Annotated in this window: 11 protein-coding genes; 7 read left to right on the forward strand and 4 right to left on the reverse strand. The window is 59.8% G+C overall.

From position 1 onward, the window contains the following. The first annotated feature begins 256 nt into the window (after positions 1 to 256). The 3 genes from ACVWXE_RS02775 to ACVWXE_RS02785 all read left to right on the forward strand — a co-directional run bounded on the left by ACVWXE_RS02775 (position 257) and on the right by ACVWXE_RS02785 (position 5,098). Complete coding sequence (locus ACVWXE_RS02775) at positions 257 to 538, forward strand: MoaD/ThiS family protein (protein WP_457384362.1); 282 nt, start codon at positions 257 to 259, stop codon at positions 536 to 538. Positions 539 to 597: 59 nt separating this feature from the next. Then, a complete protein-coding gene (locus ACVWXE_RS02780; protein WP_457445189.1) occupies positions 598 to 2,736 on the forward strand; it encodes a polyribonucleotide nucleotidyltransferase in 2,139 nt (712 codons plus the stop codon). Positions 2,737 to 2,911: 175 nt separating this feature from the next. Continuing rightward, positions 2,912 to 5,098: a CHASE2 domain-containing protein gene (locus ACVWXE_RS02785; protein ID WP_457489527.1), complete on the forward strand. Its 2,187-nt coding sequence runs from the start codon at positions 2,912 to 2,914 to the stop codon at positions 5,096 to 5,098. Positions 5,099 to 5,677: 579 nt separating this feature from the next. Here ACVWXE_RS02785 and ACVWXE_RS02790 read toward each other — a convergent pair. Further along, a complete protein-coding gene (locus tag ACVWXE_RS02790) occupies positions 5,678 to 5,899 on the reverse strand; it encodes a high light inducible protein (RefSeq protein ID WP_414349692.1) in 222 nt (73 codons plus the stop codon). A 196-nt stretch (positions 5,900 to 6,095) separates the two neighbouring features. On the opposite strand from ACVWXE_RS02790, the gene ACVWXE_RS02795 reads away from it, so the two are divergent. Beyond that, the gene (locus tag ACVWXE_RS02795) at positions 6,096 to 6,578 is read left to right on the forward strand and encodes a pyridoxamine 5'-phosphate oxidase family protein (protein WP_457387583.1); all 483 of its coding nucleotides are present in this window, start codon (positions 6,096 to 6,098) and stop codon (positions 6,576 to 6,578) included. A 67-nt stretch (positions 6,579 to 6,645) separates the two neighbouring features. Here ACVWXE_RS02795 and ACVWXE_RS02800 read toward each other — a convergent pair whose 3' ends face one another. Together ACVWXE_RS02800 and ACVWXE_RS02805 are read right to left on the reverse strand one after the other, a co-directional pair. Next, positions 6,646 to 7,584, reverse strand: a complete 939-nt coding sequence (locus tag ACVWXE_RS02800) for an alpha/beta fold hydrolase (protein WP_457473824.1) — start codon at positions 7,582 to 7,584, stop codon at positions 6,646 to 6,648. Between the two features lie 103 nt (positions 7,585 to 7,687). After that, positions 7,688 to 8,905 carry an RNA-guided endonuclease InsQ/TnpB family protein gene (locus ACVWXE_RS02805; protein WP_457489528.1) on the reverse strand — a complete coding sequence of 406 codons (1,218 nt, stop codon included), beginning with the start codon at positions 8,903 to 8,905 and terminating at the stop codon, positions 7,688 to 7,690. 260 nt (positions 8,906 to 9,165) lie between these two features. On the opposite strand from ACVWXE_RS02805, the gene ACVWXE_RS02810 reads away from it, so the two are divergent. The 3 genes from ACVWXE_RS02810 to ACVWXE_RS02820 all read left to right on the forward strand — a co-directional run bounded on the left by ACVWXE_RS02810 (position 9,166) and on the right by ACVWXE_RS02820 (position 15,810). Next, positions 9,166 to 11,487 (forward strand): spermidine synthase, encoded by a 2,322-nt coding sequence (locus ACVWXE_RS02810; protein WP_457489529.1) that lies wholly within the window; start codon positions 9,166 to 9,168, stop codon positions 11,485 to 11,487. 187 nt (positions 11,488 to 11,674) lie between these two features. Next, complete coding sequence (locus ACVWXE_RS02815) at positions 11,675 to 12,250, forward strand: NADPH-dependent FMN reductase (RefSeq protein ID WP_041437310.1); 576 nt, start codon at positions 11,675 to 11,677, stop codon at positions 12,248 to 12,250. A 635-nt stretch (positions 12,251 to 12,885) separates the two neighbouring features. Then, a complete protein-coding gene (locus tag ACVWXE_RS02820) occupies positions 12,886 to 15,810 on the forward strand; it encodes a GAF domain-containing protein (RefSeq protein WP_457489530.1) in 2,925 nt (974 codons plus the stop codon). A 24-nt stretch (positions 15,811 to 15,834) separates the two neighbouring features. On the opposite strand, the gene ACVWXE_RS02825 is transcribed toward ACVWXE_RS02820, so the two are convergent. After that, a complete protein-coding gene (locus ACVWXE_RS02825) occupies positions 15,835 to 16,818 on the reverse strand; it encodes an energy-coupling factor transporter transmembrane component T family protein (RefSeq protein WP_457489531.1) in 984 nt (327 codons plus the stop codon). Between the last annotated feature and the right edge of the window lie 55 nt (positions 16,819 to 16,873).

Raw genomic sequence — 16,873 nt, forward strand, 5'->3', positions numbered from 1 at the left:
AGCATCAGCACAGAAACCGGTTGGCTGCCAAGCAAGCTTTTGGCCTACCCTAGCCTTGCCACGAATCCCCGGCCAGAGCCAGAAGAACAGTTCACTGGAATCTGAAAGACGGCATCTTTTCCCCGGAGCCGATTTTTCTGTGGCTGTAGGGATCCCTGATGAGTAGGATATGGGCAGAGGATTCTGGTGGACGGCCAGGCCCAAGCTTGCCCAAGATGGTTTACAAGACCGTCCAAAGCAGGTGGGAGCGCTACCGATGGCTGCTGCCCAAAATTTGCCCTCCGATGAGCTTTTTCCCATCACGCTGAAGCTCTTTGCCGTCTATCAAGAAGTAATCGGACAAACCGAGATGCGCCTGCAGGTGAGCCCTGGTACCACCGTCGGGCAGCTGTGCGATCAACTGATCCAGCGCTACCCCAGCTTGGCTCCTTGGCGCTCCCAAACGCGCTTCGGTCTCAACCTCAATTTTGTAGCTGCCGACACTCCCCTATCGGCGGAAGACGAAGTCGCCCTGATCCCTCCGGTCAGCGGGGGCTGAAAAGGAGCAAAAGGAGAATGCTACGATAGCGGCAAGAAAAAAAGAAGGCGAAGCGTTACATGGCAGAATACACTCGGTCGATTTCCTTTTATGGGCGGGAAATTGACATCAATATTGGGCTGATGGCCCCTCAGGCAGGGTGTGGGGTTTGGCTGACTTCGGGCGAAACCTCGATTTTGGTTACCGCCACACGGCAGCCAGGCCGGCCTGGCGTTGATTTTATGCCCTTGTTGGTCGATTACGAAGAGCGCCTCTACGCAGCGGGGCGGATCCCAGGGGGATATCTGCGGCGAGAAGGCCGGCCACCGGAACGGGCCACTTTGATCTCTCGCTTAATAGACCGACCCATTCGTCCGTTGTTCCCGGAATGGCTGCGGGATGATGTGCAGGTGGTGGCCACCACCCTCTCTGTAGATGATACGGTGCCGCCCGATGTGTTGTGTATTTTGGGAGCCTCGTTAGCCATTCACGGCGCTCGCATCCCCTTCAATGGCCCCGTGGCGGCGGTGCGGGTGGGCTTGGTCAAGGATGAATTTATCCTCAACCCCACCTATGCCGAAATTGAGGCGGGCGATCTGGATCTGGTGGTGGCCGGCTGTGCCGATGGCGTGATCATGGTGGAAGCCGGGGCCAACCAACTGCCGGAAAAGGATGTGGTGGAGGCCATCGAGTTTGGTTTTGAGGCCATCCAGGAGCTGCTCAAAGCCCAACAGCAAGTCCTGGCGGATCTCAACATCACCCCGGTAGAGCTGCCCCCTCCCCCCAAAGACGAGGAGCTGATTGCCTTTGTAGAAGAGCAGGCTCAGGAGGGCATTCGCTCCATTCTCAGGCAGTTTTTGGACAAGACCAGCCGGGAACAGCAACTGGAGGAGCTCAAGGCCAAGCTGGAGGCCCAAATCCAGGAACGGCCAGAGGGGGATCCCTTGCGGCTCTATCTTCTGGAAAATCCCAAGGAGTTGGACAATCAGTTCAAGGCTCTGCTCAAGAAGCTGATGCGCCAGCAGATCCTGCAAGAGGGGGTGCGGGTGGATGGGCGCAAGCTGGACGAGGTGCGACCGGTCTCTTGCCGGGTGGGTTTGATCCCAAGGGTGCACGGCAGTGCCCTGTTCAATCGCGGCCTCACCCAAGTCCTTTCCATTACCACCCTCGGCACCCCCGGCGATGCCCAGGAGCTGGACGACTTGCACCCGGTGGATGAGAAGCGCTACATGCACCACTACAATTTTCCGGGCTTTTCGGTGGGAGAAACGCGGCCTTCACGCTCGCCGGGACGGCGGGAGATCGGTCATGGGGCGCTGGCGGAGCGGGCCTTGGTGCCGGTGCTGCCCAAGGAAGAGGAGTTTCCCTACGTGGTGAGGGTGGTGTCGGAAGTGCTCTCCTCCAACGGCTCCACCTCGATGGGATCCGTCTGTGGCTCCACTCTTTCCCTAATGGATGCTGGGGTGCCGATCAAAGCGCCGGTCAGCGGGGTGGCCATGGGTCTTATCAAGGAGGGGGACGAGGTGCGCATCCTCACCGACATCCAGGGGATCGAGGACTTTCTGGGCGACATGGACTTCAAGGTGGCCGGTACGCGGGCGGGGATCACCGCTCTGCAAATGGACATGAAAATCACCGGCATCACCGTTGACGTGGTGGAACAGGCCATCCGGCAAGCCAAGGCCGGACGCGAGTTCATCCTCGACAAGATGCTGGAGACGATTGCTGCGCCTCGACCCCAGTTGGCCAAAACGGCTCCCCGTCTGCTCACGTTCAAGGTGGATCCGGAGGACATCGGCAAGATCATCGGCCCCGGTGGCAAGACCGTGCGCGGCATCACCGAAGCGACAGGGGCCAAGGTGGACATCAGCGACGACGGCACAATCACCGTGTCTTCCTCGGTGGGCGGCCAGGCGGAGGCGGCGCGGGCGATGATCGAAAATCTGGTGCGGCGGGTGGAAGAGGGGCAGGTGTATTTGGGCAAGGTGACCCGCATCATCCCCATCGGCGCTTTTGTGGAGTTTTTGCCCGGCAAAGAGGGCATGATCCACATTTCGCAACTGGCGGAGTACCGCGTCGGCAGGGTGGAAGATGAGGTGGCTGTGGAGGATGAGGTGGTGGTCAAGGTGCGCAGCATCGATCACAAAGGCCGTATCAACCTCACTCGCCTCGGCATTAGCCCTGAGGAAGCAGCGCGGGTGCGCAACCATCACCACTGAGGCTGCGGTTTTCCCCCAGCAACGGGGGGGCCAGGGATCCCCTCGACAGCCGCCGGCAGCGGCCAAAATGGCAGAGAAAACTCCATCGCGACAGCGGTGCGGAGCGCTTTTTAGCTGGCTCGCGTCTGCACTGCCGTTCGTGTGGTCGCGTCAGCGGTGCAAAGCCCTTTGCAATATGCCGGATCCCGTCCCTCCCTTTCTCGTTGGCCAAGGCTATACTTCTCCAGCTCGACTGTCCCCCTCCCGGCGGCGGCTGGGCTGGGCGTTGGCTTGGGGCTTGGGTTGGGCTGCTCTGCTTAACCTTTCTGCTCAGCATCCTTTGTTGGTGCGGATGGAGAGCGACGCCCAGGAGTGGCTGTACGCTTGGCGTGGCCCTCAGCAGCCCTCTCCCGAGGTGGTGATCGTCGGCATTGATGGTCGTATAGGACTCGATCGCGACAGCGGTGCGGAGCACGTTCCCGCTAACGGGAACAGCGGACAGGGGGAAAGCAATGGCCGCACCAGTGGTGCAGAGCACCTTGGCCAACATCAAGTTGACTTCCTTCTGGAACGGGCCAACTACGCCGGCCTGACGTTGCGTCTATTGGAAGAAGCCAAGGCCAGGGTGGTGGTGCTAAACCTGCCCAGCAGCTTTGTGGTACCTCAAAACCTGGGCAACGAGAACTTAGATGCCCCTCTGCGTCAGGTGGTACAGCGCTACCCAGATCGCTTGGTCTTGGCCACCCGCAGCAGCGAGAGCTTTGGCCGCTCCGAGATTAACATCTACAACCATTTCCTGCCCTTTTCTTCCCTGCGGCTGGAGTACTTGGTGCCGCCAGAGCATGTGCAGGGGGTGGTGCAATATCGGGTGGATAGGGCCGGGATCCTGCGCCAGGCCCAGCTGCGGGGGCTCTACCTGCGCCGCGACAGCCAAGAGGAGCAGATGTTCGCCTCGGTCGAGGCTCTGGCTTTTGCCAAATACGACCCGGAGCGGGCCAGCCGCTGGTTTCGAGAACGGGGTTTGCAGCCGATTCAATTCAACCCCCTCGGCTCCCAGCACGGGATCCCCATCATCCCCATCGAACGGGTTTGCCCTCCAGCTGTTCTCCAGGCAGGATCCGGGTCTGTTGCCCCGATGATCAACCCCAGCCAAGCCTGCCGCGGCCAAGAAGGGATCCCTCCCCTCGATCCCGAAGTTGCCGACCAACTGCGGGACAAAATTGTCCTGGTGGGTTTTGTGGGCGGCTACCCCGAAACCTTCCCAGTGCGGACTGCGGATGGATCCCAGATTGCGGCGGTGGAGTTGCAGGCGCAAATCCTCTCCAGCCTGCTCACCGGAGAGGTCTACCAATCTGTGCCAGAGGGGGTGGCGGCTGCGGTGGTCTTGCTGCTGGGAGTGGGAACGGGACTGCTTTTGGTGCTTTATCGTCCCCCCCTACGTTCGCGTCAGCGGTGCGGAGCACTTTTGAGCCCTTGGGGCTGGAAGCAACAGCAGTTTCTCCTGCGGCCTGTGGTGGGGCTTGCCGTTTACGAAGGGTGGGCTGTGGCCCAGTTTCTACTGGGGCGTTGGGTTTGGCCTCTCGTCTTGCCGGCCCTGGCCAGTGGGCTAACGGGGGTAAGCCTGCTGCTCACTTTGATCATTGTGGAGAATCAGGAGCGGCTCTTGGCCCAACAGCAGGAATTGGAGCGTCTGCGTCGGGCCGAACAGGAGGCAGCTATCGACCAAGCCCGCAAGTTGCTTTACCGGGTAGCCACCGACATTCACGATCGCGAGCTGCAGGAGCTGAAGGTGGTGATGGACAACTTGGAGAGCTTGCAATGGCAGCAGCAGCAAGGCAGGTCGCCCGACCCCGCCGTCTACGATCACCTGCTCGAACAACTGGAGAGGATCGGACGCGGGATCCGGAATCAGCTCAACGATGTGCGCACCCTAGCCGCCAAGCTGCGCATCTCCCCCAGCTTACGAGAAGGGCTGCATCGAGGCATCGAGATCTATCTGGACGAGCTGATCCAAGCGGGCAGCCTGACGCTGTCTGTGGAGCGCCAACTGCAACCGCTGCAGGAGCCCAACACCGGTGAGTGGTTTGATCAGCGAGAAGACATCTTGCGCTTTTTGCGGGAGGCCATCGGCAATGTCATCGCCCATGTACAACCCCCCAAAGGCAATGCTTCCTTTGTCAAGGTGTCGCTGGCCCAAACGGAGCGCCACTGCTGCCTTTCCGTGGTCAACGATGGTATCGAGTACGCTCCCGGCCTCAGCGGCGGCTACGGCAGCAAGGCCATGAACACCATCGCCCGCTATCTACCCAAGGGATCCTGGCATCGCACCCGCACCCCAGAAGGCCATACCCATGTCGAGCTGCACTGGGAGATGCCACTCTGAAAGACCTACACAGCACTGAACAGAACAGATTTTTGCTCAGCGCTGTTGCTTTCTTCCTGCTTCAGCAACCCTTGACTAGCGGTAGGTTTTAGACCTACCACCCCGCCAGAGGAGTCTCCACAGGCGTTAGCTTGTCGGGGTGTGGGGTTAGCTAAGCCCCGCACTGTACCCGTAGCGTCAGTGTCGGGATACAGATACCCCCACATGGTGTATGGTGAGAGTAGTTGCACAAAACGGCTTTTGCCGGAATCTGGTGCAGCTACGCGGTGGGACATCCCGTGTCTGCTCGCAGAGGGTTCTTGCGTAGGCTCCCCAATGAAGCGAGAAGCCCACACTGTACCCGTAGGGTCAGTGATGGGAGTATGTCACTTCCCCCAGAGCTTGGGGTACATTTCAAGCGGTAGCTGGGGTCTAGAAACATAAACCTAACCACCCGCTCCCTGCACACTCGCACAACTGCCTAGCGTTTGCACATCAGGTTGTAGAGAACTGTGCAGCAAAGTGAGGACTCCGTCCCACTATCGCGAACAGTCAATCGGCGATTAGAGACAGCCCTCTTCCTAGGAAGCGCTCTTTGGCTTATCGGCCCAGGGATTGCAGCCAGCCGAGCAGGGTGGTACCGGACAGAGCTTCAAACAGGATCAGGGCAACAAAGCCGATCATTGCCAAACGCCCGTTCAAGCGCTCTGCATATTCGGTGAAGCCCACGCGGGGGGTGCTGTCCACATACATTTCCGGCTCGATGGCGTAGTTGTTCAGCCGACCACCTTCTTCGACGACAACGGAGCGATATCGGGTCATAGGGTTCTCCTCGTGCTTTCTTTCCCAGCGTAGCTCGCTTTGCGTAGGATTGTAAAGTTTTATTTACAACGTTAATGCCCAACGCTCCGAGCTGCCGGGCAGAGTTCAACCAGGCCAGGAACAGCCTGTAAGCAGGGTTGTGGCTCTTGTCCCAGTACAGGGGAGCTGATAATAGCAAGGGGACTGGAGGACAACCATGTCGGTGCTGGAACAGTTAAATATGCTGCTGGATGGCCAGCCGGTGGCCAGCTTGGCGGTGCTGGAGCAGGGATCCCCGGCGGTGTCGTTGGTGCCTTTTGTGGTGCAGCGGGATCCCTTGCGCTTTGCCATTGTCATCAGCGATCTTTCTGCCCACACCCAGGCTTTGCGGGCGGATCCCCGGGCCGCGCTACTCATCCACGAGCCGCCTACGCCAGGGGATCCCCGCAGTAACCACGCCCTGCCGCGGGTGATGGTGAGCGGAGAAGCCCAGTTTCTCAGCCGCGAGGAGGCGCAGGCGCAGGGGTTTGAGGCCCTTTATCGCGCCAAGTACGAGATTGCCGAGATGATCCTAAGTTTGGCGGATTTTCACTTCTGTCAGATCGTCCCCAAAACTGGTAGCTTCATCCAGGGGTTTGGCCAGGCATTCCGGCTGAGGGGCCCCAACCTGGATCAACTGGAGCACCTTGGTCGGGCGTAGATTATGAGAATTCCAAGGGCAGCCCGCGCCATCCTTGAGCCCAGGGAAGCTCTTGCTGCGCCGCTTCCTAGCTCCCCTCTTCTGGGGGGAGAGAATGGAGTCCTTTCTCAGGTTTTCGGGTGGGATCCCGGATCCAGTCCAACAGCAGCGGGTTGACCAGCTCTGGGGCTTCATCCTGGGGGCAATGGCCGACCCCCGGCAATGGGATGAACCCCACCACGCAAGGAAACTCTGCCAGGGCCCGCCCCAGAGCAATGGGTTCCCAGGGATCCGCTTCCCCCCACAAGATCAAGACGGGACAGGTGAGCTGAGGCAAGAGATCTTCAGCCAAAGGCCCCTGAGAATAGCGCACAAAGGCCAAAAAGACCTCTGCCGCCCCCGGCTCCAAAGCGGGTTTGAGCAAAAGCTGGATCAGTTCCTCGGTAACCGCTTCTTTGCGTCCGTAGGCTTGTAGAAGGATATTGCGAATGGCCCTAGCCTGGGCCACTTGAGCGAAGAAGAAATGACCAAAGGGGGGCCACCCCAGCAGGGATTGCAGCAAAGGGGTGAACCGGCGGCGCAGCCAGGAGATCTGCTTTCGTTTCCGCTCGTGCAACAGCCGCAGCGAGGGATCCAACATCGCTACCCCTAAAACCTGGGCTGGATCCAGAACCGCCGCCTGCAAAGCCACGATGCCCCCAATCGAGTTGCCCACCAGGTAGGCCGGCTGGCCCATCACCTCCCGCACAAAATCGGCCACCAGGGATCCCCAGGTCTCGAAGGTGTAGGGCAAAGGGGATCCCGGCAGGGGCTTGGCGGATCCCCCAAACCCCAACAAATCAATCGCATACACCTGACAGTGCTGCCCCAGCTCCGGCAAATTTTTCCGCCAATGGTCGCTGCTGGCCCCGAAGCCATGGATCAGCAACACGGCTGGGCCTGTGGATCCCGACTGTTGGTAGCGAATGGGCTGGTCACGCCAGAGCCAGCGATGCTCTGTGTTCGCGTTGGCGCTGCATGGCAACATGGGGGTGCAGTGTAGGTTTGAGTCAGCGTTGCGATCCTAACCGTTCGCGACAGCGGGACAAAGTCCTTGTGATCGGGGCAAGTAAACTACCCGGCTCCGACCGCTAAGCGGTACGAAGCGGGCTTTCAGCAGCCCTGAGCCTGCTCTGCTCTACCAGAGAACAAAACAGGCCTGGACCTCCAGGCTGGTTTACGACAGCCCCCAAAAGCGCAATTACGTTTGCACCATTTAAGTCCGCATCTCCTTCCCATCCACAGTGCCCACACTTAAACTTCTTCCCACTGCGGTAGGATTGCGCAGGATCGGGATGGATGTGCAAACACCAGTGGCAGGTCTGCGACGTGTAGGCAGGCGGCACAAGAATCAGAGAAACCCCTGCAACCCTCGCCTTGTACTCCAGAAACTGACGTAGTTGGTAGAACGCCCAACTGTTGGCCCTGCGCCTTTCGGTTTTGCTGCGGGGTTGTTGATTGACCCTTTCCCGGATCCCTGTCAAGTCTTCCAGAGCAATAGCGCTGTTGGTAGCTTTTGCCCTGGAGACAATAGTTTTGGAGATGCGATGATTGACCCACACTTGAAAGCGTCTTTCCTTGCCAGACAGCCGTTGCAACAGTTCTCTGCATCTGCGCCGCGAACTGCGTGTGCCCTTACTGGCTTTGCGTTGGAGTACCGCCCTCAACCGGGAGTAGCGGTCTCGGACTCTGTTCAACTGCTGTCCATTCCAGTTGTCCCCCTCTGACGTATGGGCAATATCTGTCCTTCCCAAGTCCACCCCGATCACCTTGTCGGTATCTTGTTGCTTGGGTGGTTTTTTCTCTACGCAAATCTGGATGTAGTAGGAGCCATCTTTGCGCTTGACCAGGGTGGCAGATTTGGGGTTGGAACCAGCCAGCATCCCACGCTGGTAGTTGCCAATGGCCAGTTCAAAGCGTTCTCTCCCTTCCACCGTGGTCAGCGACACCGTCCAGTCTTTTTGACGGAACGAAAAGATGCGAGCGTCGTAGGTAACAAAGCCGCTCTTAAACTCCTTGACGGGACGCTTTTTCTGCTTAGCCACTTTGCGGGAACCCGCTACCCGTCTGCACACCTGTTGGTCGCGTAAGCGGGACGTAGTCCTTGCCAAGTTACTGGACAAGCCAAACCGGGCTCGAGTCTCGTAGTAGCAAAGGGATTGCAGCTTGACCGCGTTGACGATCTTCTCCGGCGTGTTCTGGTTGACCCAATTCAAGGCTTGGCCAAAAGCCTCCAAAGTCGCGTCCAATTTGGCGGCTTGCGACTGGGCTACCTTGAGCTTGCAGGAGACGGTCAGGACTTGGGTCATGGTTCTATTGTAACCTCGCATTCCTCCCGGCACTGACCCTACGGGTACAGTGCGGGGCTCCTGCGATTTCTAGCTGAGAGTACTGGCGGAGGGTGGCCCCCTTCCACCCGTTGGCGCACTTGAATCGAGGAACAAGGATCGGCCTTCCTCTGAGTTGGGTGATCCCAAGGGGCACCACCAAGCGGCTACAACATCCCATCTCAAGCTTCCGGGAGAAAGTGGGGAATACTGGCAGTTGAGGGTTTTGCGGTGGGTCGGCTTTGGTTTGGCTAGTTGGCCTCAGCTTGTTTGGTAGCGCTTTTTGCCTCTTCTGGGGACAGTTGCTGCTGGGCAAGTTGCTGTTGCCGCTGTGGGGGGGATCCCCCCTGGTGTGGAATACCTGCCTGGCCTTTTTTCAGGCCACCCTGCTTTTGGGCTACCTGTGGGCAGATCGGCTGGGGCGCGGCCTCAATCCCAGGATGGGGGTGCTGATCCACGGGATCTTGCTGCTGGTCGGGCTGAGGCTTCTGCCCTTTCAGCTGGGGATCCCCGGCCAACCGGAAGGATGGTGGCCCCCTCTCGCTCTGTTGGCAAACTTGACTTTGGGAGCTGGGGTGCCGCTGTTTCTCCTGTCGGCGACGACGCCGTTGCTGCAACGGGGGTTGGCGGCAAGAGGGGTCGCGGGGCAACGGGAGGCTTTGGATCCCTATTTTCTCTATGTGGCCAGCAATGCCGGCAGCTTGGGCGGGCTGCTGGGGTACCCGCTGGTGTTGGAGCCTCGTCTGTCTTTGGCTGGGCAAACTCTCCTGTGGACGGGATCCTACGCGCTGGTGGCAGCCCTGGTGCTGCTAAGCGGGGTGGGTCTGCTGCTCAGTTGCAACGGCGTTGCCGAGCACCAAGAACGTGAGGCGGATTCCCAGGGATCCGGCGCTGCTCTGGGGAATTGGGCTGTTTCCTGGCGAGAGCGTTGGCGCTGGGCGGGGCTGGCTTTTTTGCCGGCGGGCCTGTTGGTGGCGGTCACCACTCTGTTGACCACCGACGTGGCGGCGGTGCCCCTGTTGTGGGCCATCCCCCTGGGGATCTATCTGCTGACATTCATGCTGGCTTTCGGGGGGATCCACCCCAATAAGGGGGTTTTGGGAACGACAGCTCTTCTGGCCTGCGGGGCGGTGGGGACACAGGTCTTGGGCTGGGTGAGGCCGGGTTTTTTGCTTTTGCCGCTGCATCTGACCACCTTTGGGCTGGTGAGCTGGGGCTGCCACAGCCGGTTGGCTTGCCGTCGCCCGCCGGTGGAGCAGTTGACGCAGTTTTACCTGTGGCTGGCTTTGGGGGGGAGCTTAGGGGGAATGTTCTCTGCCCTCTTGGCACCGCAGGTGTTTGAGACAGTGCTGGAATATCCCCTGTTGCTGGGGATGTCGCTGGCAGTGCTGGGGGCTCAGGGGGGGCGGGTGGGCCTGTGGCTGGGGCTGGGGCTGCTCCTGCCCTTGCTGCTGTTGCACTTTCGACCGCAGGCGTTGCTGCAGGTGGGCGCTGGGGTGGGTTTGGCTTTGGGCTGGGCGGTGCTGGCGCTGTTGGCGTCAGCAGAAAGCCCTTCCCAGAAGCGGGGCGGAGCCCCAAGTTGGCAAGGCAAGGTCGGTTGGGTGGGAGCGCTGGCGGGGTTGGTTGTGCTGCTGGGGCAACCCTGGCTGCAGCCGGGACTGCAGGTGATCCACAGCGAGCGCAGCGCCTTCGGCCTCAACCGGATCGTGGAGTACCGGACTGAGCAGGGATCCTTTCGTGGCCTTCTGCACGGCACCACTCTACACGGCAGCCAAAACTTGGATCCGGAAAAAGCGCTGGAGCCGCTGACCTATTTTTCTCGGTCTGGGCCGGTTGGGCAGGTGTTTGCGGCGTTCAGAGCCCAGACTGTGGATCCCATGCCCGCCATTGCCGTATTGGGGCTGGGGATCGGCACGTTGGCCGCCTATGCCGAGCCAGGGGATGAGTGGACGTTTTTCGAGTTGGATCCCACCGTGGCCGATTGGGCGGGGCGCTATTTTTCCTATCTCCGGTGGGCCCAGACGCGGGCGCGGGTGCAGGTCATCCTCGGTGATGCCCGGCTCAGCCTCAAGGGGATCCCAGAGGGCAGCTATGACCTGATGGTGATGGACGCCTTCAGCTCTGACGCAGTGCCGGTGCATTTGCTCACGCAAGAGGCTTTGGCCCTCTACCTCAGCAAGCTCAAGCCCCACGGCTGGCTGCTCTTCAACATCACCAACCGCCACCTCGACCTGGCCCCGCTGTTGGCTGGCCTGGCCGGATCCCTGCAGCTTCACGCTTGGCACCAAGACCACCGGGATCTCTCCCCTGAGCAACGCCAGGCGGGGCTGGCCCCTTCCCACTGGGTGCTGTTATCGCCGCGCGACGCTTCGACGACCGCCTCAGCAGGGCGGAGCCCTTTGGCCCAAAACTCTGGAGTCCTGCAGGAACTGGATCCCTGGCAGCCCCTTTTGCCCCAGGCCGGGGATCCCGTCTGGCGGGATGATTTTTCCAACCTGCTGCAGGTGATCCGTTGGCCTTGGATCCCTTTGCCGAGAGGTATTCAGATCCCCAGTTCTGGATAGGAATCCGGCTGCTATCGCTACGCGACCCTTCGGCAAACGTGTTAGCGTTGCGGAGCAGAAAAGTTAAGGAAATCTTTACAACTCGAAGTTGGTATGAGTTATGATTGTTTGCAACGTAACTGATGTCTGCTCGGGAGTCCGGCCCATGTCTCCTCTACAAGCCCTCACTGGCAATCCTCAAACCACCATGGCTGAAACCTCTGCGGCTCGTTTCGTGGCAATCGGGGGCAGCTTGCGGCCCAATTCCCTGACGTACCAGGCGCTGGAGGTGGCGCGGCGCGAGTTTGAGAAGTTGGGGATCCCGTTGCACATCCTCGATCTGCGGCAGATGAAGTTGCCCTTTGTGGATGGCTCGGAATCCTATGCAGATTATCCCGATGTGGCAGTCCTACGAGCAACCATGAAGCGGGCGGATGGGATCATCCTAGCCAGCCCGGAGTACCACGGCGGCATCAGCGGCAGCCTGAAAAATGCACTGGATCTGTTGAGTTTTGAGCAACTGGAGGGTAAGGTCTTTGGGTTAATCAGCGTTTTGGGCGGCGAGAGCAACAGCAATACCCTGAACCAGATGCGCTTGATTGTGCGTTGGGTGCATGGCTGGGTGATCCCAGAGCAAATCGCCATCGGTCGGGCTTGGAACGCTTTTGACGAGCAAGGCAATCTCAAAGACGAGAAGCTACAACAGCGCTTTCAACACTTTGTCCAGAGCTTGGTGACCCATACTCACAAGCTGCGAGGGATCCCAGTGGTGAAGCCTTCCTGAAATTACAGTCATTCCAAACTAGATTGAGACACTCTGATACATTTACGCTGAACACTGCTGAACATCACTGTTCAACTATGCAGCGATAGCATTCTGTTTGTTTCCAAACAGAATGGCGGTATCCCGCAAAGCTTTGAGTAGAATACCCAAAGCGCAGTTTCCGTGTCGTCTTACTACCAATTTTCTGCTTTGCTTTGGCTACCATGTTGGCAGACTCGAAAGTAAACAGAAAGATCAACTGGTAGTAATCCGTAATGAACATATTATACATTATTTTCAGTATAGTTGAGCTTATTATTGACTAGAGTCATGCTCCAAGCGTTCCGCGACCAACCCCAGGGAAGTTAGGAAGCCATGAAGGACGGCTGCAGACAGACTACACTGGGGCTGGGTGAGAGATGAAAACCAAATCTTTCACTGCGTCGAGGATGGGGCGAACGCCCGACGTCGAGAATCCCTGCCCCTTGGGGCGGAGAGTATGCCAAAGTTGTTCCAAACAGCAACAAGTCCGGGCTCTCTTCTTCTCACCTGTTGCCTCAGCGTTGCCCAGCAACAAATAAGGCTCAGATCCGACGGAGATCTGGCTGAGAGGGCATTGACTTGCAGAGGAACCCGCAGAATAGCTCCACACAGGTATGGTTCAGTCTGTTCCCCCTCATTCCGATAGAGCTGGGCCAATATCTCCCCTGGTGGCCCTGCAAGCAACCTTGCAGCAGATGCGGGAGCAGAGCGATGCCAACACCCTCGTTCAGCTCACGCTGGAGTATGTCAAGGCGGCGTTTGGGGCGCCGCTGATCTGGCTGGCCTTTTACGACTATCCAAATCACCAGTTGGTGGGTCAGGGGGGAGTGACCCTTCTTGAGGATCAAACCCTACTGCGGGCGGTGCATCCTCTACAGCCGGGGGAGATCCTGGAGCAGGTGGTGATCGAGCAGCGACCGATCAGCCTGCCTGACCTCTCTCAGGAGCCGCGCATGGGCATTTGGCAGCGGGAGGCCAGGCGACTGGGCGGGATCCAGGGCTGTTTCATTTATCCCTTCTCGGCCTACGGCCCGCTGTCGCGAACGGCAGTGGGACGGCGGCGCTGCTTGGGGATCCTGATGCTGGGATCCCAAATGTGGGGGGTTACCACCCGTGAGGACGAAAAGGCTCTCTTGGGAATTTTGCTGGGGCAGTTGGCAGCCTCTCTGCAGGAGTTGGAAAACGCTTGGCAGCAGCAGACCGAAAAGCGCCTTGAGGATCCGCTCCTGAGGTTGGGAACGGCGATGCGCCAGGTGGGATCCCTGCAGGAACGGGTCAGCCTGGTGAGGCAGGAGTTACAGTCTTTTCTGGGCGCTGTCCACATTCAGGTGTATTGGCACGAGCGCAGCCAGGGGCAGTTCGTTCCCCACGGGAGCGTCCCCAAAGCTGTTGGCAACAGCGGGGGGACGGAGTCCTCTCAGCCCCCTGTTCCCAAAGGGGCTAAAGTCGGAGCAGGGCCAACAGGGGAGGTCAGCCTTTCGCTGCGGGAATTGGGGGACATGTACTACACCCTCGCCGATGGCCAGGTGGTGGTGGGCGGCACAGGGACGACTCGCTCTGAGGTTCCCCCCAAGCTGATGCAGCAGTTGCGGGCCCAGGCCGTTTTGGCGGCCCCGATTTTGCTGGAAAAGGATCTGCTGGGGTTTATCTGGGTGCAATCCGATGTGCCCCGTACCTGGCAAGCCGCTGAGCGACAGTTGGTGGCCGCTGCCGCCAATGGGTTGGCCTTGGCTGCCCCCCTAGAAAATCTGGATCGCCGCATTCGCCAGTTGGCCGATGACCAAGAGTTTGTGCAACAGGTGGGCCGCTCGCTTTACAACCCGGCGGAGCTGCAACAGGCTCTCCAGCAAGCCGTTGTCGGCCTGGCCCAGCGCCTGAAAGTCGGTGCAGTGGCCGTGTTGACGGTGGATCCCGACAGCCCCATCCCCCGCCTCTTCTACGAGTACCGCAGGGAAGGCAAGCAGACTTTGCCACAGCAGCTCAGCCCTCTGAGCGACCAGGACTGGCAGGATCTCATGCGCAGCGAGGTGGTGGTGGCAGAAAACTACGACCAAGATCTGCGCCTGCTCTCTTGGCGGCAGGAACTGGCAGGAGTTCGTTCCTTGATGCTGACCCATACCGGGGCCAACACACCCGTGGAAGGGCTGCTCTTGGTGTTGCATCCCCAGCTACGGGCCTGGAGCCGGGAAGAGCGGCAACTGCTGCGGGGGATTGCCCAACAGGTGGGGGTGATCCTGCGGCAAATTCGGTCAGAACAACGCCGGCAACGACAAGAGCAGTTGCTCAAGGGCCTGATCACCACTTGTTTAACCTTGCAAAACTCGGCCACCTTGTCAGATCTGTACACCACTACCACTCGACAGACGGCCCAATTGCTGGGGATCCCTCTGGCGCTCATGGTTAGTTGGCAGCCGGGGGAAAGCCGGGCTCAGCTCCAGGGGCCTTTTACTACCGCTGCCGGGACGGAGACCGGCCCCACCGAGATCGACCTGCAAGATCCCCTACTGGCCTACGCGCTGCAGTCGGCAGAACCTCTGCCGCTCACCCAGATCCCCCCTGCCAGCCGCACTTGGCTCAGTCGCGTCAGCGGTGCGGAGCACTTTGCTGCCGGCCTGGGATCCTGGCTGCTGGTGGCGCTGGGGGAGACAAACTCCTCGCAGGCGGGAGCTTTGGGAGTTTTGATCTTGGGGGCAGAAGCGGGCAAGGTTTGGGATCCCGACGAGCGGGCGGCTGTGATGTTGATCGCCCAGACCTGCGGCTGGACGGTGCGGCGCTTGCTCTGGATGCAAACTTTGCAAGAGCAGCAGGAGGTGCTCAGGGAGTTGAACTGGTACAAACACCGCCGCCTGATGGACATGCAGAATGCCCTTCTGGACAGCCTGCGCCGCCTGGGTCAGGTGCCGGAGATTCCCGGAGACGAAGCCACCCGCTGGCAAAAGGTGGTGGAGATCGGCAGAGGGCTGCGGGATCTGACCGTCTCCACAGGGCCGTTGTTGCAGTCGGAAACTTGGCAGGTGCAGCCGCAGTCGCGGTCGGTGCCCTTGGCAACCTTGGTGCGCAAAAGCCTACGCCGAGTGGAGGCCCTGACCCAAAAACGCAAGCTGTGGCCGCGGGCCCATGGGGACATGAGCATTGCCGTCCAGGGGGATCCCGAACGACTGGAGATGGTGCTCTGGGAGGTGTTGACAGCCGCTATTTTGCGCAGCCCGGAAGGGGGGCGGCTGGATCTGTGGAGCCAAGCCAGCGTTCGCGATAGCGATGCGGAGCCCTTTGGCTATGCAGAGCTGCTGGTGGTGGATCAGGGCAGCTTCGACCCTCACCTGATGGCCGCCCTTCAGTTGGATCCGAACCAGGTGATCTACGCGGATCCTCTGCTCAAGTCGCCTCTATCGGTAAGTCCTGGTCTGGAACTCAGCCTGTGTCAACGGGTGGTGCAGCGGATGGGGGGCCAGCTCTCCTTTTACCTCTCTTCCGATGGGCGTTGTGTCTCTCGGCTGCTCCTGCCGATGGGCAGCGACGAGCCCCATCCCCCTGGGTAGGAAAAAGCTGTGTTGCCGGTCACCTTAGGGGGACAAGGTTCTGAGCAGCCAAAACAGGGGCAGTAGAGCCAGTAGGCCGCGATCCAGCCGCCGCAGTTGTAGGCGGTGCCAGCGCAGGGGATGGTCTGGGCCGGTCAGCCCACGGGCCTGCATTGCCATAGCCGTCTGTTCGGCACGCAGGAGCAAGTTTTCAAAAAAGCGCTCCACCAAGGCCAGCAGGGTTTGCATCCCGCCCCGGAAACTTAGGGATCCCCAGCGCACATCCCGAGTTCGCACCGCCCGCGCCAAGTTTTGCACCTCTTCCATCACCAAAGGCAGAAAGCGCAGCGCCAAGGTGAGGGTGAGAATTACTTCGGCAATCGGCCATCTCCAACGCTTGAGAGGCTGCAACCATTGGCCGATCCCCTCGGCAATTTCTTCGGGGGCCGTGGTCAACAGAAACAAATGGGTAGCGTAGAGCAACGTAAAAATGAGGGTGCCCAGCCGCAGCGCCACCGATAGAGAACGGCGGGAGACCTGAAAGGTTCGCCCCAACAGGGAAAATTGAACAAGGCGGTAGCGGTAAGGGGTTTGCCAAGCACGGGTTTGCTCCCGCCAGGCACGGTCTGGGGATCCCTGTTCTACGGCCAAGTCGAAGTGCCCTGCACCGCTAACGGGAACAGCGGGGATCCCGGTCAGCCCATAGCCCACCACCTGCATATCCTGCCGTTGCGGTTGGGGAAAAACCCCCAATCCATCCGGCGCCAAGCTGGTGATCCCAAAGGTGAGCAGGCTCAGGGCCAGCACCAGGGAGAGTTGGCCCGACCAAACCCGGCGCGGCAGACGGGCCGCCACAGTTAGCAGCAGAAGAGCCACCACCACGGCCAAGCGCCAACTATTGCCGGCCAAAATGGGGCTGAGGAGAAAGCTGAGCAGCCAGGCCAGCTTGACTCGCGGATCCAGGCAATGTAGCCAGGTGCGAGGCTCTTCCAGATAAATCCCCAGCGGGGCATTGCGCAGAATATCCACAACAGTTGAGAAGGAAGCAGACTATACCCCTTAAAAGGGCGGGACCGAGAACTCC

It is taken from the genome of Thermostichus sp. MS-CIW-41, from assembly GCF_054058915.1.